The sequence below is a fragment of the Enterobacter cloacae complex sp. S2 genome (genome assembly GCF_015159675.1).
Lineage (GTDB): Bacteria > Pseudomonadota > Gammaproteobacteria > Enterobacterales > Enterobacteriaceae > Enterobacter > Enterobacter intestinihominis.
Genome location: NZ_JADDTS010000006.1, coordinates 67,951 through 92,023, shown reverse-complemented (window position 1 = coordinate 92,023; position 24,073 = coordinate 67,951). Strand labels below are relative to the sequence as shown.

27 protein-coding genes are annotated in these 24,073 nt (G+C 54.1%); 26 read left to right on the top strand and 1 reads right to left on the bottom strand.

Annotation, left to right across the window (positions count from 1 at the left end):
- The first annotated feature begins 3 nt into the window (after positions 1-3).
- From IPZ49_RS04855 to IPZ49_RS04775, 17 genes are all read left to right on the top strand, one after another.
- Positions 4-1,407: a DUF4055 domain-containing protein gene (locus IPZ49_RS04855; protein WP_063932788.1), complete on the top strand. Its 1,404-nt coding sequence runs from the start codon at positions 4-6 to the stop codon at positions 1,405-1,407.
- A 1-nt stretch (position 1,408) separates the two neighbouring features.
- Entirely contained in the window at positions 1,409-2,512 is a 1,104-nt protein-coding gene (locus IPZ49_RS04850; RefSeq protein ID WP_063932787.1) for a hypothetical protein, read from the top strand.
- Between the two features lie 794 nt (positions 2,513-3,306).
- Entirely contained in the window at positions 3,307-4,059 is a 753-nt protein-coding gene (locus tag IPZ49_RS04845; protein WP_063932786.1) for a DUF6651 domain-containing protein, read from the top strand.
- Positions 4,060-4,076: 17 nt separating this feature from the next.
- Positions 4,077-5,216 carry a P22 phage major capsid protein family protein gene (locus IPZ49_RS04840; RefSeq protein ID WP_063932785.1) on the top strand — a complete coding sequence of 380 codons (1,140 nt, stop codon included), beginning with the start codon at positions 4,077-4,079 and terminating at the stop codon, positions 5,214-5,216.
- 39 nt (positions 5,217-5,255) lie between these two features.
- Positions 5,256-5,441, top strand: coding sequence for a hypothetical protein (locus tag IPZ49_RS04835; protein ID WP_063932784.1), 186 nt, complete (start codon positions 5,256-5,258; stop codon positions 5,439-5,441).
- Positions 5,442-5,443: 2 nt separating this feature from the next.
- Positions 5,444-5,788 carry a Gp49 family protein gene (locus IPZ49_RS04830; protein WP_063932783.1) on the top strand — a complete coding sequence of 115 codons (345 nt, stop codon included), beginning with the start codon at positions 5,444-5,446 and terminating at the stop codon, positions 5,786-5,788.
- Positions 5,789-5,801: 13 nt separating this feature from the next.
- Positions 5,802-6,284 carry a DnaT-like ssDNA-binding protein gene (locus IPZ49_RS04825; RefSeq protein ID WP_063932782.1) on the top strand — a complete coding sequence of 161 codons (483 nt, stop codon included), beginning with the start codon at positions 5,802-5,804 and terminating at the stop codon, positions 6,282-6,284.
- Between the two features lies 1 nt (position 6,285).
- On the top strand, positions 6,286-6,639 hold the full coding sequence (locus tag IPZ49_RS04820) for a hypothetical protein (RefSeq protein ID WP_022651630.1): 354 nt from the start codon (positions 6,286-6,288) through the stop codon (positions 6,637-6,639).
- Positions 6,640-6,641: 2 nt separating this feature from the next.
- On the top strand, positions 6,642-7,241 hold the full coding sequence (locus IPZ49_RS04815; RefSeq protein ID WP_063146006.1) for a hypothetical protein: 600 nt from the start codon (positions 6,642-6,644) through the stop codon (positions 7,239-7,241).
- 7 nt (positions 7,242-7,248) lie between these two features.
- Positions 7,249-7,677: a phage tail terminator-like protein gene (locus IPZ49_RS04810; protein ID WP_227754053.1), complete on the top strand. Its 429-nt coding sequence runs from the start codon at positions 7,249-7,251 to the stop codon at positions 7,675-7,677.
- Between the two features lie 46 nt (positions 7,678-7,723).
- Positions 7,724-8,656, top strand: a complete 933-nt coding sequence (locus IPZ49_RS04805; protein ID WP_022651627.1) for a phage tail tube protein — start codon at positions 7,724-7,726, stop codon at positions 8,654-8,656.
- Positions 8,657-8,799: 143 nt separating this feature from the next.
- Positions 8,800-9,591, top strand: coding sequence for a DUF1983 domain-containing protein (locus tag IPZ49_RS04800; RefSeq protein WP_063932781.1), 792 nt, complete (start codon positions 8,800-8,802; stop codon positions 9,589-9,591).
- A 64-nt stretch (positions 9,592-9,655) separates the two neighbouring features.
- The gene (locus IPZ49_RS04795; protein ID WP_063163952.1) at positions 9,656-9,994 is read left to right on the top strand and encodes a phage tail assembly chaperone; all 339 of its coding nucleotides are present in this window, start codon (positions 9,656-9,658) and stop codon (positions 9,992-9,994) included.
- Positions 9,995-10,011: 17 nt separating this feature from the next.
- On the top strand, positions 10,012-10,299 hold the full coding sequence (locus IPZ49_RS04790; protein WP_016247126.1) for a DUF1799 domain-containing protein: 288 nt from the start codon (positions 10,012-10,014) through the stop codon (positions 10,297-10,299).
- Positions 10,299-13,448 carry a phage tail tape measure protein gene (locus tag IPZ49_RS04785; RefSeq protein ID WP_063932780.1) on the top strand — a complete coding sequence of 1,050 codons (3,150 nt, stop codon included), beginning with the start codon at positions 10,299-10,301 and terminating at the stop codon, positions 13,446-13,448. Before IPZ49_RS04790 ends, IPZ49_RS04785 begins: the two co-directional genes overlap by 1 nt.
- A gap of 56 nt (positions 13,449-13,504) precedes the next feature.
- Positions 13,505-13,987 (top strand): hypothetical protein, encoded by a 483-nt coding sequence (locus IPZ49_RS04780; protein WP_045351042.1) that lies wholly within the window; start codon positions 13,505-13,507, stop codon positions 13,985-13,987.
- Positions 13,988-14,039: 52 nt separating this feature from the next.
- A complete protein-coding gene (locus IPZ49_RS04775; RefSeq protein WP_126513326.1) occupies positions 14,040-14,618 on the top strand; it encodes a hypothetical protein in 579 nt (192 codons plus the stop codon).
- Between the two features lie 63 nt (positions 14,619-14,681).
- Here IPZ49_RS04775 and IPZ49_RS04770 read toward each other — a convergent pair whose 3' ends face one another.
- Positions 14,682-15,041: an Arc family DNA-binding protein gene (locus tag IPZ49_RS04770; RefSeq protein WP_057072691.1), complete on the bottom strand. Its 360-nt coding sequence runs from the start codon at positions 15,039-15,041 to the stop codon at positions 14,682-14,684.
- Positions 15,042-15,149: 108 nt separating this feature from the next.
- Between IPZ49_RS04770 and IPZ49_RS04765 the strand changes: the two genes are divergently transcribed.
- The 9 genes from IPZ49_RS04765 (at position 15,150) to IPZ49_RS04725 (ending at position 24,019) form a co-directional block, all read left to right on the top strand.
- Positions 15,150-15,317, top strand: a complete 168-nt coding sequence (locus IPZ49_RS04765; protein ID WP_071697826.1) for an Arc family DNA-binding protein — start codon at positions 15,150-15,152, stop codon at positions 15,315-15,317.
- A 73-nt stretch (positions 15,318-15,390) separates the two neighbouring features.
- Complete coding sequence (locus tag IPZ49_RS04760) at positions 15,391-16,032, top strand: P22AR C-terminal domain-containing protein (protein ID WP_227754059.1); 642 nt, start codon at positions 15,391-15,393, stop codon at positions 16,030-16,032.
- Between the two features lie 84 nt (positions 16,033-16,116).
- Entirely contained in the window at positions 16,117-16,890 is a 774-nt protein-coding gene (locus IPZ49_RS04755; RefSeq protein ID WP_063932778.1) for an ORF6N domain-containing protein, read from the top strand.
- A gap of 48 nt (positions 16,891-16,938) precedes the next feature.
- Positions 16,939-17,289, top strand: a complete 351-nt coding sequence (locus IPZ49_RS04750) for a phage tail protein (RefSeq protein ID WP_063932777.1) — start codon at positions 16,939-16,941, stop codon at positions 17,287-17,289.
- Positions 17,289-18,059 carry a phage minor tail protein L gene (locus tag IPZ49_RS04745; RefSeq protein ID WP_063932776.1) on the top strand — a complete coding sequence of 257 codons (771 nt, stop codon included), beginning with the start codon at positions 17,289-17,291 and terminating at the stop codon, positions 18,057-18,059. The genes IPZ49_RS04750 and IPZ49_RS04745 overlap by 1 nt, the downstream gene beginning before the upstream one ends.
- 12 nt (positions 18,060-18,071) lie before the next feature.
- Positions 18,072-18,803 (top strand): C40 family peptidase, encoded by a 732-nt coding sequence (locus IPZ49_RS04740; protein WP_063932775.1) that lies wholly within the window; start codon positions 18,072-18,074, stop codon positions 18,801-18,803.
- The gene (locus tag IPZ49_RS04735; protein ID WP_059596219.1) at positions 18,791-19,384 is read left to right on the top strand and encodes a tail assembly protein; all 594 of its coding nucleotides are present in this window, start codon (positions 18,791-18,793) and stop codon (positions 19,382-19,384) included. The genes IPZ49_RS04740 and IPZ49_RS04735 overlap by 13 nt, the downstream gene beginning before the upstream one ends.
- 56 nt (positions 19,385-19,440) lie before the next feature.
- The gene (locus IPZ49_RS04730; RefSeq protein WP_063932774.1) at positions 19,441-23,052 is read left to right on the top strand and encodes a host specificity protein J; all 3,612 of its coding nucleotides are present in this window, start codon (positions 19,441-19,443) and stop codon (positions 23,050-23,052) included.
- A gap of 1 nt (position 23,053) precedes the next feature.
- Positions 23,054-24,019, top strand: coding sequence for a DUF6453 family protein (locus tag IPZ49_RS04725; RefSeq protein WP_063146000.1), 966 nt, complete (start codon positions 23,054-23,056; stop codon positions 24,017-24,019).
- Positions 24,020-24,073 lie beyond the last annotated feature (54 nt).

Here is a 24,073-nt window from a genome sequence, read left to right as displayed (position 1 = left end):
TCCATGCCTGACATCTCAACACCCAATCTGGACTATGGGAACATGGTCGAGGCGTGGGATATCAACGATGCCCTGATGGGCGGCACGCTCTATATGCGACAGCTGGGCGAGCAATATCTACCGCGCTGGCCGAAAGAAGACAGGGAGGACTACAAAAAACGTCTGGCCGTGGCCACGCTTCTGCCAGCCTACGAAGAGACCATTAAGCAAAACATCGGGCGTGTATTCGCCGAGCCTATTAAGCTTGCCGAGAATGTGCCTGATGAGCTGCGAGAGTATGCGAAAAACTTCGACCTTGAGGGGACGCGCCTGGACGTATGGGCGCAGGCATTCTTCGGTCTGGCGATGCAGTATGGACTCTCCCACGCGCTGGTGGATTATCCCAGGGTGGACACCGAAAAGGTGAAAACCAAAGCTGAAGAGAAAGCTACCGGCGCGCGCCCCTATGTCACCATGCTCAATCCACGCCAGGTAATTGGCTGGAAGTCGAAAATGGTGGACGGCAAAGTGGTGCTGACTGCGCTGCGTATCAAAGAGGTTGTGGTCGAAGACGGCGACGACTTCGGGCAGACCAAAGTCGAACAAATACGGTACCTGACACCCGGAAAGGTGGAAATTTACCGCAAGGCTAAAGATGCTGACGGTGCCGCGAACTGGGCGCTATTCGATGGGTGGCAGACATCCCGCCAGGATATCACTCTGGTCACGCTCTACACCAAGCGCACCGGGTTTATGTGTGGTTCACCTCCATTGCTCAATATGGCCCTGCTGAACATTAAGCACTGGCAGAGCCAGAGCGAGCAGGACAACATCCTGCACGTCGCCAGAGTGCCGTTGCTCACGGTGTTCGGGCTGGAGGAGGGGCAAGAACTTGTGATTGGATCATCCTCTGCCACTTCATTCTCCGATCGGCAAAGGCAGGGCCTGGAATACGTCGAGCACACAGGTTCCTCCATCGGTGCCGGCAAAGAGTCGCTGTCAGAGCTAGTGGAGCAAATGCGACAGGCAGGTGCGAAGATGCTGCGCACCGAAAATACCTCTACCAAGTCGGTAGACCAGACCTCTGAAGAGAAAATGCAGGAGCAGTCACCGCTCTACACCATGGCGACAAGCCTGGAAGATGCGATCGACAATATCCTGCAAATCATGGCTGAGTACATCGGTGAAGCGGAAGGCGGCAACGTTGATGTGCGCACTGAACTGGATGTCGAATCGAAAGAGTTCAACCCTCCGGCGGCGCTGGCTATTCAGTCGCTCCGTCAGGGTGGTGACCTCCGCCGTATTGACGCGATTAAGGCGCTGCAGAAGCTCAACCTGATTGACGCTGCCGCAGATCCCGATGTGGTGCTGAGCGAGCTGCTGGCTGAATCGGCCACGCTGACCGAACCGCCGACTGGCGAGGTGTGATATGGCCCGTTCCGTCAACGATCGCCTGCAGGACGAGACGATAGCGCACGGCCTGTATGTTAACCGCTACGGTACGGGCGTCGCCCGGCGCATGGTGTCGCTGCTGAACCAGATGGATGCAGAACTGGCAGCCCGTCTGCTGGTGCTGCTGGACGGCAAGCGTGCCGATACCTACAGTGCCCGCCGCCTGGCTTCGCTGCTGGCTGGCGTACGTGACCTGAACCAACAGGCCTATGAACCGGTTAACGTTGCGCTCGAGCGCGAACTGACACGCTACGTTGAATATGAGGCCGGGTATCAGTTGGACCTGTTCAGCAGCATCATCCCTGAGCAGATACTGAAACACGTTCCGCTGCAAAGCATCGCACCCGAGCAGGTATACGCTGCAGCAGTGGCGCAGCCGTTCCAGGGGAGGTTGCTGAAAGAGTGGGGACAGAAGCTTGAAGCCGACCGGCTGGACAAAATCACCAATGCCGTTCGCTCCGGCTTTCTTCAGGGCGAAACGGTAGAGCAAATCGTTAAGCGCGTTGCCGGTACGCCGCAGCGCAACCGTGAGGACGGGATAATCAACGCATCCCGGCGCGACCTGGCGGTGGTGACCCGCACTGCTGTGAACCATATGGCCGCCTCAGCGCGGCAGGACTTCGCCCAGGCCAACAGTGATATCGTGAAGGCCAAACAGTGGTCCTCCACGCTGGATACGCATACCAGCCAGTGGTGCATCATCCGCGATCGCAAGCTCTACACGCTCGACGGCAAGCCGCTGGGGCATGTAGTCCCATACCTGCGAGGACCCGGCAAAATCCACTTCTGCTGCCGCTCCGGCGAAATCCTGATCACGAAATCGTGGGAGGAGTTGCAGATAGCCTCTGGCGAACTGAGTAGTGCCACGCGGGCGAGCATGTCGGGCCAAATTCCCGCTGGGCTAAGCTTCAGTGAGTGGCTGGTAAGGCAACCCTACGCACGAATGGAGCAAGTACTTGGAGTTACCAGGGCTCAAATGCTCCGGGATGGAAAGATGCAGGTTCCGGACTTTTTTAATGATAGAGGTGAGTTTTTAACCCTTGAGCAACTCAGAGAAATTGATAGGGAAGCATTCATTTAAAGGGTAAAATAATCCTGCGCGGCTAGACCGGCCAGTCGAAAAGAGTGAACGTAGACACTCCTGCCGCGCACCATCATCTACGCAGCCTACTACGAGGTTTGATATGAAAACTTGCACCAAATGCGGCGAGTGTAAGCCGCTATCTGAATTTCACAGAGATAGCCGGAAATCATCTGGTTATCGGGCCTCCTGCGCATCTTGCTGTAGAGCCGCACACGCAGCATGGTACCGCACTCCGCATGGACAGGAAGTAACCAAAGATTATAACGCCTCTGATAGGGCTAAAACCCTACGGAATCAGGCCACTGATAGATATCGTGAGACTGAAAACGGGAAAGAAGTGAGGAGGGTTATCAAGGCTAGATATGACGCATCTGAAAAAGGGAAGAACGTCAAAAGCAAAACTCTTTCAGCCTACAAAGAGCGCAACCCTATAAAGAGCGCCGCTCGATATAAAGCTAACAAGGCGGTAGAGAGAGGGGTGATTTCAAAGCCAGATAGCTGCGAATCCTGCGGCAAACACGTTAGGCTGGAAGGACACCATTACGATTACAACCTCCCGCTTTCGGTGAAATGGCTGTGTCGTAAGTGCCACAATGACTGGCATAAAGAGAATGGCCCCGGATTAAATGGGGATTAGCCATATAGGTCGCTAAGGCGGCCTTTTTTATTATCTTAAATTCGTATCAGGTCGCCTCCGGGCGGCCTTTTTTATGCCTGCCGCTGAGCGGATGCGACGCGGTGCCCGGGTCGGATGACCCTTTACGTATGGCCGGAAGGCTGGAGCAAAAATAATGAAACTGAAACTTGATGCTAACGGAAATGTGGTCGTTGAAAACGGCATGCCTGTGTACATCCATGATGACGGCAAAGAGATCCCGTTCGATGCGGTCGCAGCGATGACCAAAATCACCTCCCTGAACGGTGAAGCTAAAACTCACCGTGAAGCGAAGGAGGCGGCGGAAGCCAGTCTCGCGAAATTCTCTGGCATCACCGATCCGACCAAGGCGCTCGAAGCCCTGGAGATGATGACCAAAATCGACCAGAAAAAACTGATCGACGCTGGCGCTGTTGACCAGGTTAAGGCTGAGATTACCAAGGTATTCCAGCAGCAGCTGGATGAAGCGAACGGCAAGACCAAACAGCTCGAAAGCCAGCTCTACGACGAGATGATCGGCGGCCGCTTCGGTGGCTCCAAATTCATTTCAGAGAAGATGGCGATCCCGGCTGAGTTCGTGCGTTCGTACTTCGGGCAGAACTTCAAAATCGAAGACGGCAAGGTCGTGGCCTTCGACGGTCAGGGCAATAAGGTGTTCTCTCGCACCAAGCCTGGCGAGCTGGCTAGCTTCGACGAAGCGCTGGAGTCACTGATCGAGTCGCATCCGCAGAAAGATTACATCCTCAAAGCGTCCGGTAACAGCGGCGGCGGTTCTCACCAGTCGCAGCACCAGGCCGGGCAAAAAACCATGAAACGCGATGCGTTTGATTCCCTGGATAACGCTGGCAAGCAAGCAGCGCTGAAAGACGGCGTCAGCATCGTCGATTAAATCGAAAGGAGCCATAAATGGCAGGCAATACCCTTACTGGTCTGATCCCGACCATCTATACCGCGCTGGACGTAGTATCCCGCGAGCAAACTGGCTTTATTCCTGCGGTGGCGCGTGACGCGAAAGCGGATGCTGCAGCAAAAGACCAGACCGTACGTGCGCCAGTCGCACCTGCAGCCACCACTGAAGATATTGTCCCTGGTCCGTCAGCACCTAATTCTGGCGACCAGACCATCGGTGGTGTGGATGTCAAAATCACCAAATCCAAGATGGCCCCGGTGAAATGGAATGGTGAAGAGCAATTGGCTCTGGGCCCGGCTGGTACCTATAACACCATCCTGGCTGACCAGTTCAAGCAGGCTTTCCGCGCGCTGGCGAACGAAGTGGATGCTGACCTCGCTGCGCTGTACCTCAACTCCTCCCGCGCTGTTGGCGCGCCGAAGAATACCCCATTCAGCATCAAAGACGATCTGACCGATGCTGCGCTGGCCCGTCAGATTCTGACGGATAACGGCGCGCCAACTACAGATTTACGTATGGTGCTTGGCGGCGAAGCGATGGCGTCCATCCGCGGTAAACAGGCCGTCCTCTTCAAAGCGAACGAAGCGGGAACCGACCAACTGCTGCGTGAAGGTGTTATCGGTCGCATCATGGGATTCAACCTTCACGAATCCTTCAGCATCAAGCGTACCGCGAAAAGCGCTGCTGCTGGCTATAAGGTCAATGGCGAGAAGAAAGAGGGCGATATCATCATCGCTATCTCTGCCGGCACCGGCGGTATTGCTGCAGGTACTGCGGTGAAGTTCGCCGGTGATGACAATCAGTATCTGGTCGTTGCGGCTACGTCTTCCACTATCACTATTAGCGCGCCGGGCCTCCGTCAGGATCTGGCAGATCAGGCTGATGTCACCGTGTTGAGCGAATTCGTACCGAACATGGCGTTTGACCGTGGGGCATTCCTGCTTGCCAGCCGTACGCCGGCGATGCCTGAAGGTGGCGATACTGCTGATGACGTCATGAATGTGACCGACCCGAAATCTGGCATCACTTTCCAGGTTGCACTGTACCGACAGTACCGTCAGGTGCGTTACGAAGTCGGTCTGGCATGGGGTGTGGCATCCGTGGCGCCACGCCATTCCGCCATCATCATGGGTTAACCCAGGGGGCTTCGGCCCCTTTGTTTTTCAGGAGGCCCAATGGCCGGATTAACCAAAGAGCAGCGCGCGCAGCGTGACGCGGAAAAGCTTGCAGCTCAGCAGGGTATTGAGCTGGTGGTCATGGTGCGTGACACCCCAGAGTTCCCTGGCGGCCCGCTGCGCGCAGATGTTCATCCAGATGAAGTGGATAACTGGCTGGCGCTGGACTGGCGTCTGGAGGAGTAATCGTGAGCGACAAAGATATTGAGCAGCAAATTCAGGCCAAAGGCTTAACGGCACCGCGCGTTACACTTGGGAAAATCGAAAGCGTTATTGCCGAAGAGGTTTTCTTTACTCCAGCTGATGCCGTCAAAGGAAAAGGTGGTCAGGTTGCTGATAGCTCTCCTATCAATCTGCTTACCATCTGTGTGCTGGTTCTGAAAAACGGCTTCACTGTAACCGGTGAAAGCGCCTGCGCCAGCCCGGAGAACTTCGACGCTGAAATCGGCCGCAAGATTGCCCGCGAAAATGCGGTCAACAAAATCTGGATGCTGGAAGGCTATCTGCTGAAGCAGAAGCTTTCCGAAGTCTGAGTGGAGTGCCGGGATGATTAATGCCGATCCTCACTCACCAGACTTCAACAGCTACGCCAGCATCGTTGACCTGCGCGCGTTTGCGACGGGGCGCGGATACACCATACCTGCCGAAGATGGCGAATGCAGCCAGATGCTGATGCAGGCGATGGACTTTCTGGAAGGAAGGACCTGGCGTGGTCAGCGCTCCAGCGCATCTCAGCCTCTATCCTGGCCGCGCTCCGGCGTACGCTTCGATGGTGTGGACCTGCCGGATGATGCTATTCCACAGCGCCTGATTGATGCCCAATGCCGCCTGGCTATCGAGTCGCAGGAGATTGACCTCACGCCGTCGGTCTCCGGTGGCGGCGCGGTCATAGCTGAGAGCATACAGGGGGCGGTCTCTGTGCAGTACGAGCCGGGAACGAATAAGGCTACTCCATCATTCCCCTGGTTCTATTCCTCGCTGCGCGGGCTTGTGGTCGGCGGCAACCAGGTCCGGATCGAAAGGGGGTAGCATGGCAATCGACTATCGCCGCATGCGCGCCACGGCAACGCGGCTGCTGACGGAGAACGGCAAAGCCTACCAACTGACTCGCGGAGGTACTACCACCCGCGATCAGTACGGGAAAGAGGTTATCACCGAGCCAATTACAGCGACCGTTACCGGCGTTATCACCGAATACTCCACGCGTGAAATCGACGGTTCACTAATTGCTACGGGCGATAAAAAATTGGCGGCCACGTTTGAAACGGAAGTGCGCATTGGCGACCTCATTGATATCGACGGCAAAAAGTGGCGCGTGGTTCAGCCGAATCCGGTTAAGCCCGCAGATGTGCTGATCTCCTACAACATCCAGCTGAGGACCTGATTATGACCAGTTCTGCAAATCAGCCGTTCCTGGCTGCCATTCAGTTGTTCGTAGATGGTTCAAAGCAGGAGATTGAGGAGGCGGTACGCCGGACGGGTATCAAAATCCTCGGGCGGTTGGTGGACATGTCACCTGTCGGGCAGCCAGAAATCTGGCAGGTAAACCAGACGGCATCAGCCTATAACACCGCGGTGCGAGAGCATAACGCGGCGCTACGTAATGATCCGGCCAACCTTACAAAAGCAGGGCGGCTCAGGCGAGGCCTGCGTGTCAACGATTCGATGGACATCAAAAAGCCAGAGGGTTATGTCGGCGGGCGATTCAAAAATAACTGGTATGTGGGTCTCGACAGCCAGCCTACAGAGACGAACGATACCCCAGATGCTTCCGGGCAGGGTTCCAACACCCGCGGGCTGGCGGTGCTCGAAGTGTTCCGGGTGGGGCAGGTGAACTCGATTTACTTTACCAATAACCTGCCATATGCCCAGGCGCTGGAGAATGGTCATTCGAATCAGGCGCCCGGCGGCATGGTCGGACTGACCGCATTGGATGCTGCGCAATATTTCCGGGAGGCAATGAGCGAGGTACGCAATGGTCGGTGATCAGTCCATGCGAATAGCTGACCTGCTGGAGAGCCGGGTAGCCATAATCTCGGCTTCTCTCGGCTTGCCGATCGCCTGGCCGAATATCGTATTCGATCCACCGGATGCGCCATACGCCCGTGTTTATGTTTTACCTGCACAAACTGTAGGTCAGGACATAGAAGGTGTGATGCGTACCTATCAGGGGATATTGCAGGTAAACATCATTACTCCCGCAGGCTCAGGCGTGAGCCAGGCAAGAGGGCTGGCCCAGTCGGTGGCAGATGCATTCCCTGAAGGACTGCCGCTGGTGGACGGTGATCTGACGGTTTACATCAACGGGCCGCCGCAGGTGAGACAACCCATCCAGGACCGGCCAACCTCGGCGCCCAACGGGTCCAGTGGCTCCATAACCTACACCATTCCCGTCAGCATGCAGTACCGCGCTGACTACTGACCCGCCAGATGGCGGGTTTTTTATTACCTAAATTCAGGAGAGTGCTATGGCATTCGCAATCCCTAACGGCTCGCGTGTGAACGTGGCCAAGGCCTATCAAGCCCCAATCACCTTTACCGCTGCCTCTAACGCGACGGAATGCGAACTGACCGTTGCATCGGCCTCCGGCATTCTGGCCGGTGACGTAGTTCAGGTGAGTTCCGGCTGGTTAAAGCTCGATAACATGGTGCTGCGCGTAAAATCGGTGACCAGTAATAAAATCGTGCTGGAAGCATTCGATACTACCGACACCACCAAATTCCCGGCAGGCACTGGCGCGGGCACGCTGCGCAAAATCGACTCATGGATCACCATGCCTCAGGTGATGACACTATCAACTGAAGGTGGTGACCAGCAGACCATCAGTGTGCAGTTCCTCGAAGATGACAAAGCGCGAACTATCCCAACGTTTAAAAACGCGGTGGTTCAGGTTTACACCTTTGCGCATGACCCTCAACTGGCGATCTACAAACGCCTCATTGACCTGGATGACTCCAGCGATACAACGGCGGTCTGGTTCCATAACCCACGCGGCAAAGCCGATCGTTTCTACTCAGCCAAAGTATCGTTCCAGCGCGTACCGCGCACGGAAATCAACGCCGTGGAAAGTAACGAGGCGCGCATGAACTTCGAATCGGACATGCAGATTTACCCGATCGCCGATTCATCCGTGACGCCGCTGGCGTTCCTGACCGACCTGCCGGCCACCAAATCGGTTGCTACAGGCGCAGCGCTGGATCTGGCGGTGGTAATGAAGGGCGGCTCAGCACCTTACACCTACGTTTGGAAGAAAGGCAGCACCGCTATTCCGGGCAAAACAGCATCGACGTTCAACATTTCGTCTGTCGCATCCGGTGATGCTGGCGTTTACACCTGTGAAGTCACCGACGCCGCGGGCAAAACCATCACCTCGGCTGCGTGTACTGTCACGATCAGCTAACTAATCAGGCCCGGTACGCCGGGCTTTTTTATGCGCATCGCACGCGCACATCGAAGAAAGTCTTTCAGCTGTGAGCCTGGGCAAACCGTTAACTTTCGGCGGATTTGCCGTGCGACAGGCTCACGTCTAAAAGGAAAATTAAAATGTCAGAACCTTCAATCGTCCCTTACGTAAAAACCACTCCCAAACCTTTTGGTGTGGACGTCGAATGGAAATGGCCGGGTGGCTGCGCGGTGCTAGAACTGCAATGCCTTCATGAAGATGGCCGACTTATGAAAGAACGCATCTTCTGGCCAGCTACCGTATGCCTTATTTCCGGGCTCAAAACTGGTGAGCGAGTGCAGGTGCGTCTGCGTCCAATTGCAGAGGATGGCTCAGCACGAGATTGGCGAGCCGGTGACTGGATCGAAGGGGTTTCTTCTGTCGATACCGAAGAGATTATTGAGGCGCTGGACGAAGAGATCCGTAACAGCTGCGCACTTCATGGCCTTAAAGGTGGCTGGTTTGTCGATAAAACCGGCAAGGCTTACATCCACGAAGCGCTGATTGGCGATGGCGTAGTGTCTCAAAACTACAGCGTTAAATTAAACGTCGCCGGCAAAGGCAAGCCGCACGAAGCTGGCATGACCCTCGGTGTTGAAGGTGAGCATAGCAAGGTTGAGTTTCTGGCCGATCGCTTTAAGGTGCATGAAGCCGCTTCATCCATCATCGAGAACGCCGTCGCAACAAGCGCGAAGACGAAGATTAGGCTTGGCGATGAAATGAAACATGCCATCATTGATGCCGTGCGTGAAAGCGATTTGTTCGCATCCCTCCTGGCAAAGATTGATGCGCAGACAGCTTCAGTAGTTGGCCTGCAACAGGCGATGCACGAAGCGGTGAACGATGCTCTCCTCAATGCGCTCAAGCCAGGCGGTCTGCTGTACAAACGATAACCCCCCATCACGCACTCGAATATTCAACCCGCTACGGCGGGTTTTTCTTTTCTAAGGAACCGAAATGACCAAATTTTCACTGATCCCCAACCCTACGTTTTCCGTGACCGCCAGTATCCCACGCGCCGGTGCCGAAGACGGCAAGCTGACGTTTACTTTCCGCCATAAGACGCTGGAAGAGCTGCGCTCCATGGACGAGAAGCTGCAAAAGGCCGCTGAAGGTAAAAAGACTGCCATCGAGCCCCAGGCCGACTACCTAATGGAAATTGTCGAGGGCTGGGCACTGCCGGATGAGTTCAGCCGCGAAAACGTTATTGTCCTTCTGCGAAACTATCCACGCGCGTTCGACAGCATCGGCCTGGCCTACACCAAAGAGCTGATGGGGATCCGCGAAAAAAACTAAGGCAGGTCGCCGCAGCGTTGTATACGCCGGGGCCGACGCTCGCGGAGCTGAGCGCTTTTGGTTTGACGCCTGAAGACGTGGAAGAAGAGGTGGGGATCCTGCCCTCGGTGTGGCGGTCCTTCACCATCTTCTCTTCCCTGGCGACCCAGTGGCGAGTCGGCGCGAGCGGGGCGACCGGCCTTGATTACAACGTTCTCCCCTGGATGTTCGAGTTACACGGGGTTGAGGATGCGGCGGCCTGCATGGCTGACCTTCAAATTATGGAAAGCGAGGCTCTCAAGGTAATGCATAAGGAGACGAAATAATGACAGACCAGATCGCCTCGATTACTTTGCGGGCCGATGTTTCTGACCTGAAAACAGCCAGCAATGAACTGGATAGGCTCGGCGAGGCGGCTGCTGGTGCCGTAGATAAAGCCGATGATCTGAATAGTGTGTTCCGCGCTGGTGCTGAATCTGCGAAACAGGGCAGCGAAGGTATCAAGGAGCAGCAGAACGCGCTCAAAGGGTTGCTGGAGAATATCGATCCGGTTACCAAGGCCTTAAACCGCCTGGATGAGCAGCAAGAATCACTGCGGAAATTTCAGGCCAAAGGTTTCCTGGATACCGAGACCTTTCAGGCTTACAACAAAATCCTGGATGACACCCGTCTCAAGCTGACCGATACCGGAGAAGCCGCGGCGCGCGCTCAGGCCGAATTAGCCGCTACCCAGGCGGCAGAGAAGCAGTCCGCAGCGTTAAAGAACCTGCTGGGTTCCATCGACCCGACAATCCGTGCGTTCAACTCACTGGATGAACAGCACGCACAGCTGGTAGCCCATTTCGAAGCAGGCCGCATTAACGGTGCTCAGTTCGAGCACTTCAACACAATCCTTAACCAGACGCGTGAGCGCCTCTCTGGTGTCGCCGACGTACTGCCAGAGGCGCTATCCCGGCAGGAAGCTGCTGCCCGGCGCGCTGGAATCTCCGTTGGCCAGTACAGCGCAGCGCTGCGCACGCTTCCGGCGCAGTTTACCGATATCGCTACGCAACTGGCGGGAGGGCAGTCTCCATTCCTTATCCTGCTCCAGCAAGGTGGGCAAATAAAAGATTCCTTCGGGGGGTTAAGTCCAATGCTCCAGGCTTTGCGGGACGCATTGTTTGGGTTTAACGAGGAGAGCAGAGAAACATCCGAGTCGGCAGCGGGGATTAGTGACGCTGCTGAAGGACTTAACAATACCAGTGAGGCAGCGGAGAAACTGGGGCGGGCCGGCGGGCTGCTAAATACCTTTAATCTTGCGATTGCTGGCTCGGTGGGTTTGCTGGCTCTTCTGGCTGGGGCTGCCTACAGTTCATCCCAGCAGTTCGACAATGTTGCCAGATCGCTCATTTTGATGGGCGGGGCTGGCTTTTCCTCCATGCAGCAACTGAACGACGCGGCAAAGGATGTTGCTGATAACGCTGGTGCTTCTTTGGCTGAGTCTGTTGATACCCTGGTCCAACTAAACGACACCGGGAAGTATACCGCCGACCAGATGACCAAAATTGCCAAATCCATTCTGGCTATGGGTGATGCAGGGCTGGATACGAAGGCTGCGCTGGCGGATTTTTCACGACTGGCAAACGATCCTATTAAAGCCCTGGCGAGCTTGAACCAGCAATATGGCTTTGTTGATGAAGCCATGATGAAGCACCTCATTACCCTGGAGAAAACGAAGGGGAAAACAGCAGCGGCAAACGAAGCTATAACGCTTTTTGCCGACACCATGGAGGATCGAAGTAATAAAATTGTAGAGGCCACCGATAATATCGGGCAGGCGTGGAACGGGCTTAAGGCTTTCTCCTCCGACATTTTCGGTCAAATCGGGGTTACCGTGCGCGCATGGGGAAACCAGATCATCGATATCTTCGAACTAGTTAAAGCTTCGATTAAAGACCTCTTCCTCAACATTACTTCACTGGACGCTAAATTCACCGGCACAATTGCTGGCTGGGCTGAAAAAATCCCTGGTGGTGGAGCACTGGCTAATTTCCTCGGCATGGACGTTGAGGCAATGAAAAAGGCTGGAGCGGAAGCGGACAAAGAGATTGAGGCGAACAAAAAACGCTATAACGAGCTTTGGAAGCGAGTAACCGATCCTAACGCGCAGGCTAAATATGAACGTGAGGCTCGCGGCTCAACAGTGGCAGGTGAAGGGGGAACAAGTCGCGAATCGAGAGATGCAGTCTCGAAGCTTGCTCAGGACTCAGACAAAAAGACCAAAGAGGCGAAAGCCACTCTGGAAGCTGGCGATCGCACCCTGGAGAACTACCGCGCCCAGGCCAGAACGTTAACTGAAACGCTCGAGACCCTCCGACAAACTGGCGAAACCCACGCTAAAAATACCGAGTTCAGTAAACAGCAATCTCGGTTTGCTGAATTGGATGAGGCAGCCAAAACCCGCGCGCTGACTGCTCAGGAAAAATCTTTACTGTCGAGCCGTGAGGCGATTATGAACGCCGCCAAGGTGGTTGATCAGAAGAATAAGGAAGTAGAGGCGCAGCAGAAGATTAACGGCCTGGCGCAGCAGGCGAATAAATACGTCACGCAGATGTCGGAAAAAACCGATGCATTGCGTGATAGTGCAGGCCTCAGCAGTCGGCAAACGCAGCGCATGATGGAAGAGGCGCAGCTTCGCCAGGGCTGGCTCAACGGTGGCGGTAAGCTTGACGATGCCGGTTATAAAAAAGAACTGGCAGCTCTCAGGAAATATTATGCCGAAGAGGACAAATTACGGGGCGACTGGAAGGCAGGGGCTGTTGCTGGCTGGAATGAATATCTTGACGCCGCCACGAATACCTATGATGCCGTGAAGAACGTCGCCAGCTCCACGCTGACCGGCTTGAGCAACATGCTGACTGAGCTTATGACAACTGGCACCGCTTCGGTTAAAGAGTTCGGGAAGTCTATGTTGAAGATGATTCTTCAGATAACCAATCAACTCTTGGTTGCCTATGCAGTTCAGGCTGCGATGGGTTGGATAAACGGTGGCTCTGGTGCTTCGGCGGGCGCTGGGCAATCCTTCGCTGTCCCTTCGTTTACCCCTAATGCCAAAGGTGGCGTATATGATTCACCGGGCCTCAGTAAGTACGTCAATGGGGTATACGACTCTCCTCAGTATTTCACCTTCCAGGGCGCATCGAAGTTTGCGAAAGGCGGTGTTTTCGCAGAGGCTGGTGAAGAAGCTATCATGCCGCTAACTCGGGATTCTGCCGGGAGGTTGGGTGTACGTGCCCAAGGTGGAGGCAGTATGGCCCCGGTTATCAACACCACGGTTAACGTCGATGCTGGTGGTTCGGTAACAACTCAAACGTCCAGTTCTGGTGATTCCATGGGGCGTGCACTAGCCGAGGAAATGCAGAATGCAGCTCTACAGGTGGTTCAGAAACACCTTAAGCCTGGTGGTATGATCTACAACTTCACCAAAGGTAGGTAGTGTTAACGTCATCCCCTGGTTAATATGTAAAAAAACATATTGTTCAGGGGATGATAATGAAAAAGGTTTTCACGACTGTGGTGTTAGCAATGACTCTTTCTGCGTGCGCTGGTAATGGCCTGGGTAATAACGTGCAAAAAAAAGCCAAGTATGATGAGCTGTCAAAATGCGATTTGGACATAGAATTTCCCTCTCAGGAGCCAAAAAATAAAAGGGAATTTGCTGAGTATCTTTCAACTCAGGCACGTAACGCATCTGCGGATCAGTTCGTAATTCAAAAGCGGATAGAAATCCTTCAAATGGTTGGGTGGAATGATTCTGTTGCCGATGCAATAGCTACATGCGGTGTCAAAAGAAAAGACAAGCGTAAGGAGTACGCCTCTGGAGTGTTTGAGGCGATGAAGTCAGCTACAGCTGGTGCTCATGAAAAGCAGGCGCTTATTGATGCCTACAGTTCGTGGGAATCATATGTGACCAGCCAAACACCTCTCGCCAAACAGGACTTTGATTCCAAGGTCGGCTATTACAAAAACATGTGAGTGCGTGATGATAATCCCAACACTAACGCGCGAGGAAGCCATTCAGAACGTAATGGCCAGCAGCAAACCCTCACTTGTAAGCATTGGTTATGGTGGGGATGTTGAAAGCCTTGGGGAGGCATTTAAGAATGACATCATCACCGCGTGCGGGCATGAAGATGTTCACTTTATAAAGGCTAAGTGGAGGCATGGGGCTTCATTCGGTGCCAGATGGCGTAGAGTAGATTTATTCTCGTCATTTGGTCGTGTCGTCTTTGGAATCTGCAATGACAGAGCGGCGGCTTATAGCTGGTCCGGCGATCGATTCTTTAATGGGTTAATTATTTCGCACTGGTCACGGGAACAGCTGAATGCAATAGATCTGATTTTGGCGCTACAAAGGAAAGAATACAATTCAGAGAAAGATCCAATCAGGAAGAAGGAAATAGCTGAGCGCCATATGCGGGTATCTTTTGATATCAACACTGTTGTCCATGAAGCGAATAATTTGGTGCGTCAAATTGACGCTCGCGCCGAGGCTATTCGAAGCTTATACGTAAGAGATCCTGCTGCGGCAATGGCAGATTTCCAGGCCCTAAAGGAACAATACGGTGATGTTTTGAGCGCTCTAGAACAACGAGTTTTTGGATAGTCTGCACCTCCGCATCAGATCCTAAATCTTCTTACTTTCAAGCCCACTCAGGTGGGCTTTTTGTTATTTATCGTCCAAATACCCCATGCGGCGACCAAGTATTGCAGCAAGCCTCCTTGCGTGCTCCTCCCCCTCACGCAGTATATCTGCCGTGAATGGGTCTTTTTTAGCTAGGTCTCTTAGGAACTCATCTTTCTCTTCTGCTGTCGCTGCCGCATTAAAAGCGGCTTGAGTAGAATCGAAGTCAACAAGATCGCTTTCAGAAATAGCCTTATCGGTATCCAACGTTTCTTGAAGTATCTGCACAATCTCAGAGTTCATAGAACGACCATTCCGTTTCGCTCGTTCTGCTATCGCATCGCGCATCCCATCTGGGAGGCGGAGGTTAAATTTATCCTGTAACTGGCTCGGGTACTTCGTCATGGCGCATCTCATGATACAAATTTTTATCATAATAGGATTAACTTGACACCATGAGCAATGGTGTTAAATTAATATCAATGGTGTCAAATTAATCCCAAAGGAGGGATCATGCAAAGCAATACCAAGAATGAAGCAAAGCTAACTTTGCGCTACCCGCAGGAAGTGAAAGATGCGTTTAAGAAGATCGCAAAAGAAGAGGGGCTTTCTGAGAATTCCGCCTTGGTTCAGGCATTGGTCTGGGCATTGAAGTTTCGGGAAGGTATGAATGCGCGCTAAAAACAGTGAAGCCCAGAAGTGCGCTAACACCCTGGGCCTCTTATCGAACAAATCCGGCAAGGAAAATATCGACATGAATATTGTAGCAAAATCAGATTACAACTTCCAAGGATTCGCATTTAACCCAGTGACAGAAGGCGGGGCTATCTGGTTTACCTCCACCGAACTGGCGAAGGCACTCGGTTATAAAAAAACTGATGCCATCAGCCAAATTTATGCACGTAATGCTGATGAGTTTTCCGAGTCGATGTCATTGACACTCAATATGAAGGTCAACGGGATAAACAATAGCTTACGTAACAAATCGGTCAGGGTTTATTCACTTCGAGGCGCTCATTTGGTTGCGATGTTTGCCTCAACACCAAAGGCCAAAGATTTCCGCCGCTGGGCGCTGGACATCCTGGATCGCGAGGTTCAGGACTCACCCATCGCCAAGCAGTTTTCTGATGAGGAGTTGGTGAGTCTTTGTTACTTGCAGCTCTGGATGGAAAAGAGCCAGCAGATCAGCAAGAAGCTCTATCCTGCGATGCGCGAACTGGGATCTGAACTTTCAGGCAAGCTACGCGATATCGCACATGAAACCAGGTACATGACGGACGAAACCAAAAAGATTTTACTCCGAGAAACACAAAACTTGGATAACACGAATTTTGTCGTAAGTAGCGCTCAGCCTGTGCTGGCAAAACTCCGCGGCGAAGACGGATGGATTCACTGATGGGCGCATGGGATGGCGCAAAAAGAAAAAGCCGATAGTTCGAGCTACCGGCTTCCTTTGAAACTTGTCATAAGGGTCCAACCAATGACTTCTTTAAATTTAGCAGTTCATGAACCAAATGTCGATCCCAAGCCACTGCCAGTGATTGAATGGAAGGGGTTGCGTGTTGTTACGACTGAAACGCTGGCCGCAGGTTATGGTTCTGATGAGGCTAATATTAGGAAAAACCTTTCGCGCAATGCCAGCCGCTTCATTGAGGGCATCCACATCTTCACCATTAAAGGCCAAGAGCTGAAGGATTTGCGAGTGACTAATAGTCACGCACAAATTTCGAGCAAAGCCCGCTCTGTTGTTTTTTGGACCGAAAAGGGCGCGGCCCGTATGTCGAAGATTGTTGATACTGACGAAGCATGGGCCTTTTTCGAACGCCTTGAGGATGCTTACTTCCGTCCAACTCCATCAATGGGTATCCCGCTGACCTATGAAGCAGCTCTGGAAGACCTCCTGACAAAAGTGAAAGAGAACCGCATTATTGCTGAACAGCGCGATCGTGCAGTTAAAGAGAAGCGCTGGATCTCTGAGAAACGCGAAGTAACCGCGATGGCAACAGCTTCCGCTGCTGTTCGTGCCAAAAACAAACTGGCTGAACGGGTAGGGGAAGGTAAGAACTTTGCTGCCATTATCCCGGTAGAGAAAAAACTCGGTCAGAAATTTAAATGGCAGCCGCTTCGTAAATGGTGCCGGGAGAATGATGCAACCCCTCACGACGTAGATGACCCGCGTTTCGGTAGCGTCAAGTCCTGGCCTCGCGCGGCATGGCTTGCAGTGTACGGCGTCGATCTTCGGAAGTTATTCTAAACGCAGTCAAATACAAACCCGCTTCGGCGGGTTTTTTATGGAGTAAATATGGCAGTTGAAACATACAGCTGGCGCTCGCAGCTCGGTGCTGGTGCGATTGAATATAGCCAGGCAGTACGCGCGGCGCAGTTCGGTGATGGCTATGAGCAGGTGGCCGATAACGGGATTAACTCCACGGCTATTCAGGTCCCTATGAAGCACACGGGCAACGAGTCGGAAGTGGACAGGATTCGTGATTTTCTCCTCGCTCATACCGTGAAAGCTTTCATCATTACGCCGCCAGGCGAAGAGAAGGGGCTTTACCGCGTCGTAGCCGATTCGATTCGTAAAACGCAGATCAGCAGCAAAGTTGCTGAGTTGACGTTCACCATCAAACGGGCTTACGGAGTGTACGCATAATGGCATTAGTCGATCAGGCGGCGATGCTGGCGCCGGGTGGCAGGGTCCGCCTGGTTGAAGTTGACGCCTCAGAGTTCAGTGGCGGGATCCACCGATTCCACTACGCACCTTTCCCCCATACACCCGAAGAGATCGATGCTGCCAATGGAGATGAACAAAAGCTCGGACCCAAGCCAATCGTCTTCGGTGGCAATACCTACGATTTTTGGCCATTTCAGGTTTCAGGCCTGGAGCTATCAACAGACCAGGCGGCGGAGCCCACCCTCAGCGTCTCAAACCTTGACGGCCATATCACTGCGCTGTGCCTGCAATTTAAGGACATGGTTAACGCCAAAGTGAGCATTATCGATACCTATGCGGTCTATCTCGATGCCGTAAATTACCCTGGTGGCGTAAACCCTACAGCTGATTCGTCAATGTTCACCCTTCAGACCTTCTGGCTTGACACGAAAACCTCCGAAGACGACGAAGTGGTTTCATGGTCACTCAGTAGCCCCGCAGACTTGCAGGGGCTTGTTATCCCAACCAGACAAATCACCTCTCTCTGCGAGTGGGCGCTGCGCGGGCAATACCGTAGCGGCGACGGCTGCACCTACAACGGCACGGCGTATTTTGATGCGAAGGGTAATCCTGTCGCTGACCCGGCGCTGGATGTGTGCGGCGGCTGCCTGAGTGACTGCCGTAAGCGGTTTGGTGCCGGGCTGGCAGAGCCTAATACCGCGACCCTTGATTTTGGGGGCTATCCAGCCACCGTGCTTTTTTCCCGATAACCGGACGTACCAATGAATAAAACCATAATGGCAGCTATCCGGGCACATGCGCTGGAGGAGTCCCCACGCGAGTGCTGTGGCTTCGTTATTCAGTCAGGCCGTCGCCAGCGCTACATTCCTGTGCCGAATACGCATGAAAAACCGACTGAGCATTTTCGCATCGACGGCGAGCACTGGGCTAACGCCGAAGATATCGGGACGATTATTCGCGTCATCCACTCCCACCCTGGCGACGGTGCCCGGCCTATTCCGTCCGATCTGGACCGACAACAGTGCAATAACTCCGGCGTGGTCTGGGGCATTTACGCGCCGGACAGCGATGAATACGCCGAGATAATGCCGGAGGCGGTGCCGCTTATTGGGCGTCCGTTTATCCTGGGCTCGAATGACTGCTGGGGGCTGATTATGGACTGGCACGCCATTCAGGGCGTCACGCTGAACGATTTTCGCGTTGATTACCCGTGGTGGGAAAGCCAGTACCCGGACAATCTCTATTTCGAAAACTGGGAGCGGGAAGGGTTTGTCGAATGCGACCCGTCGCCAGGCTGTATGGTCATCATGCAGGTTGAATCCAGTAAGTGGAACCACGCGGGGATCATTACTGAGGAAGGTGAGCTGCTTCACCATCTGTACGGCCAGCCTTCCTGCATTACCCCGTATGCCCGAGGCTATTTCAAAGACCGCACGATGATCTGCGTTCGTCACAAAGACCTGCCGCAGGAGATAAAGCCATGGCGCGTTTAACCACTATTCGTCTGTATGGCGCACTGGGCGCCCGGTTCGGGCGCGTGCATAAACTGGCAGTGCAGACATCTGCCGAAGCGGTAAAAGCCCTGTGCATCAATTTCGACGGGCTGGAAGACTACCTGATGAACGCCAAAAAGAACGGCATGACGTTTGCGGTGTTCCGCGGTAAACGCAACATCGGCGTTGATGACTTTAAGGCGCTGTCAGGGGACACCGATATCCGCATCGCACCAGTGATGGAGGGGGCCAAAAAAGCCGGCATTTTTCAAACCATCCTTGGTGCCGTGATGGTGGTTGCGGGCATTGTAGTATCTGGTCTCTCTGCTGGTTGGGCTGGGCCAGTTGGTGGGGCGATGATATCCGCTGGCATCGGTATGATGGCCGGCGGTATTTACCAGATGCTTTCGCCCCAGCCCAAAGGGTTGCAGGGGCGAGACGACCCTGACAATAAACCCTCTTATGCCTTTGGTGGCTCAGTTAATACCCTTGCGATGGGAAACCCGGTCGCGCTTCTCTATGGCGTCCGCGAGATTGGCGGCGCCATCATCAGCGCTGGCATAGTCGCCGAAGACATCTGATAACTCCTTTCTGAATATCAAGCACCCAGTCGGGTGCTTTTTTTTATGGATGTATTATGGAAGCGATCACTGGTGCAAAGGGTGGCAGCCAGAAGCAGCACACACCTGTAGAACAACCTGATTCTGCGCAGTCAATGGCGCGCTGCCGCATGCTGCTGGCGCTCGGGGAGGGTGAGTTTGCTGGTGGCCTGGATGCGACCCGGATATTCCTGGACGGTACGCCGTTGGGAAACCCCGACGGAACGATGAATTTTGAAAATGTGTCATGGGATTTCCGGCCTGGCACGCAGACCCAGACACCAATACCGGGATTCCCAGCAGTCGAGAATGAAACTACGGTTGGCGTATCGCTGACAAAGGCCACACCATGGACCCGCGCACTGAGTAACACCCAGATTGACGCGGTGCTGGTTCGTATTGGCATCCCTGGGTTACAGCAGCAGGAAAACGATGCGGATATTGTCGGCACTACGGTTCAGTACCATATTGATCTGGCGGTGGACGGTGGCGCTTACTCGACAGTCATGACTAAAACCGTCACAGAGAAGCTCAGTTCGCTCTATGAACTAACCCACCGTATTAATCTTCCCAAAGCCAGCACTGGCTGGCAAATTCGAGTGGTGCGTGACACCGATGACACCACCAGTCAGATGTTACAGAATAAAACGCAGGTACAGGCAATCACTGAGGTGATTGATGCGCGCCTGCGTTATCCCCATACGGCGCTGCTGTATGTGTCGTTCAACGCCAAATCGTTCAATAATATCCCGAAGGTTTCCTGTAAACCTAAGGGGCGCATTATCCGCATCCCTTCGAATTACGATCCGATAGCCCGAACCTACAGCGGCACATGGGACGGGACGTTTAAGTGGGGCTGGACGAATAACCCGGCCTGGATTTGGTTCGATGTTCTGACAGAGCCGCGTTTCGGCCTTGGCCGCCGCGTGACGCCAGAAATGCTCGATAAGTGGGAGCTCTATCGCATCGCCCAGCGCTGCGACCAGAAGGTACCCGACGGGAAAGGAGGAAGCGGTACCGAGCCGCGCTTCATGTTTGACGTGTACATTCAGGCGCAGGCCGACGCCTGGCAGGTGATCAAGGATATCGCCGCAGGGTTCAATGGCATGACGTTCTGGGGCAACAATATGTTCAATGTTGTCTCGGACATGCCGGCGGATACGTCGAAGCTGCAAATCCTTACCCGCGCTTCGGTGGTGGGCAAACCGGTTTACTCGAGCGGCAGTGAAAAGACCCGCTTCTCCAGCGCGCTGATTAACTTCAGCGACCCTGACAATCACTATCAGGACCGCACAACAGCAGTGATGTTCCCGGACCTGGTTAAGCAGTTCAAGTTTAAACAGACGCAGATCACCGCAATCGGCTGTACGCGCGAGAGCGAAGCACAGCGCCGTGGCGGGTGGGCGGTGTATTCCAACTCACTCGACCGGATTATTACGCTACAGACCGGGCTTGATGGCTATGTCTACGTGCCGGGTACCGTGTTTGCATTTGCTGACGAACGCCTTTCAGGGCGTGTTTATGGCGGGCGTATAACCGGATATAACGCCGGGTTGAAGGCTGTGACAACCGATCGGGGAACCAGTGCCGTTGCGGGTGACACACTGATGATCCGCACACGGGGCGGTACCGTTGAAAGCAGGGTGATCCAGGCCGTAAACGGCACGCAGCTGGTGGTTGCCACTCCTTTCACGGCAGCGCCGTTACCCAATGCTGTATTCGTCATCGATGCCGGGCAGTTACGCCTGCAATACTTCCGCGTTACGAACCTGAGATTTGATGATGAAGAAAACACCTTCACAATCACCGGGGCCGAATATAACGCATCAAAATATGATGCGGTCGACAACAATGCCCGCCTGGACACGCCGCCAATCAGTCTGATACCAACCGGCCTCGTTAACCAGCCGACCAATATCGCGGTATCGAGCTATGACGCAGTGCGCCAGGGGCAGCGAGTGGCTACCCTGACGGCATCCTGGGATGCGCCGGTCGACAAGAACGGCAAACCACAGGCGGATGTCATAGCCTATCGGGTGCAGTGGAAGCGCGGCGACAATGAGTGGGTTAACGTACCGGAGACCGGTCTTCGCAATATCGAAGTGCCTGGCATCTTCGAGGGTGATTATCTGGTCCGTGTACGCGCGATCAACTCCGGCGGTGCATCGAGTCTCTGGGCAACTTCCACGCTTACACACCTGAAGGGACGCGCGGGTGAGGTACCCAAACCTGTCGGGCTTAAGGCCTCCGAAGACGTCGTATTCGGAATCAACGTCACCTGGGGATTCCCGGCTAATACCGGCGACACCCTGAGCACTGAGCTGCAATACAGCATTGCCGCTGACGGCTCGAATCCGATGCTTTTGGCATCTGTACCGTATCCGCAGAAACTTTATCAACAGATGGGGCTGAAGGCGGGGCAGGAATTCTGGTACCAGGCACGGCTTGTCGACAGGATCGGGAATCAGAGCGGGTGGACCGACTGGGTGCGCGGACAGGCCAGCATCGATGTATCCGATATCACCGATGCAATCCTGGAGGACATGAAAGGCTCCGATACGTTCAAGGACCTGATCGAGAACGCGGTGGACAGCAATGAAAAAATTGCTGGCATGGCTAACGATATCAAACAGGCCAATGACGAACTGGAGCAGCAGGCGCAGGAAATCGCAAAAAACGCCCAGGATATCGGGAAAGTTCAGACCAGCGTTACAAACCTGTCGAGCAAGGTCGGAGATGTGTCTTCTTCTCTGAACGAGCTTGAGCAGACAGTGGCAACGGCCGATACCGCACTGGGCCAGCGTATCGACAGCATCAGCGTGTCTGTGGACGGCATGGCGGGGGGAGTGAAGAACTCCGCCATCGCGATTATTCAGGGCAACCTGGCGCAGGTGGCCGCGCGCAAAACGCTGTCGGCATCGGTCGCCGGTAACAGCGCGCAGCTGGATCGCATTGATGAGGTGATCGTCAACGAGAAGGAGGCAACGGCGCGTTCGCTGCTGAGTTTGCAAACTGACGTGAACGGCAACAAGGCATCCATCAACAGCCTGAACCAGACGTTCTCCGATTATCAGCAGGCCACGGCCACGCAGATAAACGGCATCACGGCGACCGTCAACGGACACACATCAGCCATCACAACCAACGCTCAGGCCATAGCGAACGTTAATGGTGATCTGAAAGCGATGTACAGCATCAAGGTTGGCGTCGCCAGCAATGGACAGTATTACGCCGCAGGGATGGGGATCGGCGTCGAGAACACGCCATCCGGCATGCAGTCGCAGGTCATCTTCCTGGCTGACCGCTTCGCCGTAACGCACCAGGCCGGAGCGACCGTTACGCTTCCTTTCGTTATCCAGAATGGGCAGACCATAATTCGGGACACGGTCATTGGAGACGGGACGATTGGAAACGCCAAGATCGGCAGCTATATCCAATCTTCAACCTGGGACGGCACCGGGAACGTTGGCTGGCACATCAACAAATCTGGCTACGCGACGTTTAACAACGTGACCGTTCGCGGCTCGATTTACGCCACAAACGGTAATTTTTCTTTCAATGGCTCCGGCAACACAACGGTGATTAATGGTAATGGCGTAACCATTAATATTCCGGGTGGCGGCCGCATCGTACTGGGGACGTGGACATAAAATGCCGACAGGACTACTGATAGAACTAAATGACGGCGGAAAGCGCATGGAGATAACTGCGGGCCTGCGATGCCCGTCGTTTGGGGCCAACTTTGACAGTGGCTACCAGAAAGCCAAGTACGCTGATGTTGCCGGTTATGTTTCCGGGGCGCAGGTGCTGTTTATCCCTCACGCGACGGCTTACCTTGATTCAGGGCTGCTTCATAAAATGAACTCGGTCACCATATCCGGTGGACGCGTGACGCAGAACTCCACGATGAAGGATGTAAGCATCAGTGAGCGTGAAAGTACGTACACGTTCCCCGGAAGCCTCTGGCAGATATTTCCGTCAGGCCAGCGTAGTGGGGTGGGGCTGCTAATCAGCAACAGCACTGACTTCACCTCAATAACCAATGCCACGCAGTCAGGGCAGTGTATCTGGAAGGGGACCGTCAATGTCCCCACAGGCGGCTGGGCAGTTCCCACGATAGCGGGATACGACAAGTCCAAATATATTGTCTTTGGGCGCTGCAATAGCGGCAACACCGTCGATTTCGATGGCAACACGGTCAGGTTCTTCAGCCCTCCATCCACCAACGATGATGCTCCAACGACCGGCACGATAGATATTGTCATCTTTGCCAGTGGCGTGGCGCCGCAGCCGGGCGCGGGGCTCAATATCTTCAATGCTGCCGGAGTCTGCACTTTTTCAACGACGAGAAGGCCTTTCGTCTACCTCAATCAGCTCTGGACGCCTTCGAAAAATGCCGTGAGCATCGGCAGCGGCTATGTTCCGCTGGGCAGATTCGGGCTGATGGCTCACGAAGTAAATGGCATGTACGTGTATCGAATGTTCGGAATAAAAATACAGAACGGCAGTGCTTCAGTTCAGGGTGGGAAATATCTGGGGCGCGAGCGGTATGCAATTTTTGGTAATGACACGGTAACGCCACTGAACCTTCCCGTTCTTCCCGATATGTACGTCTGAATAAACTGTCTTTTTAATCAACCCCGCTCCGGCGGGGTTTTTTATTGCCTGGAG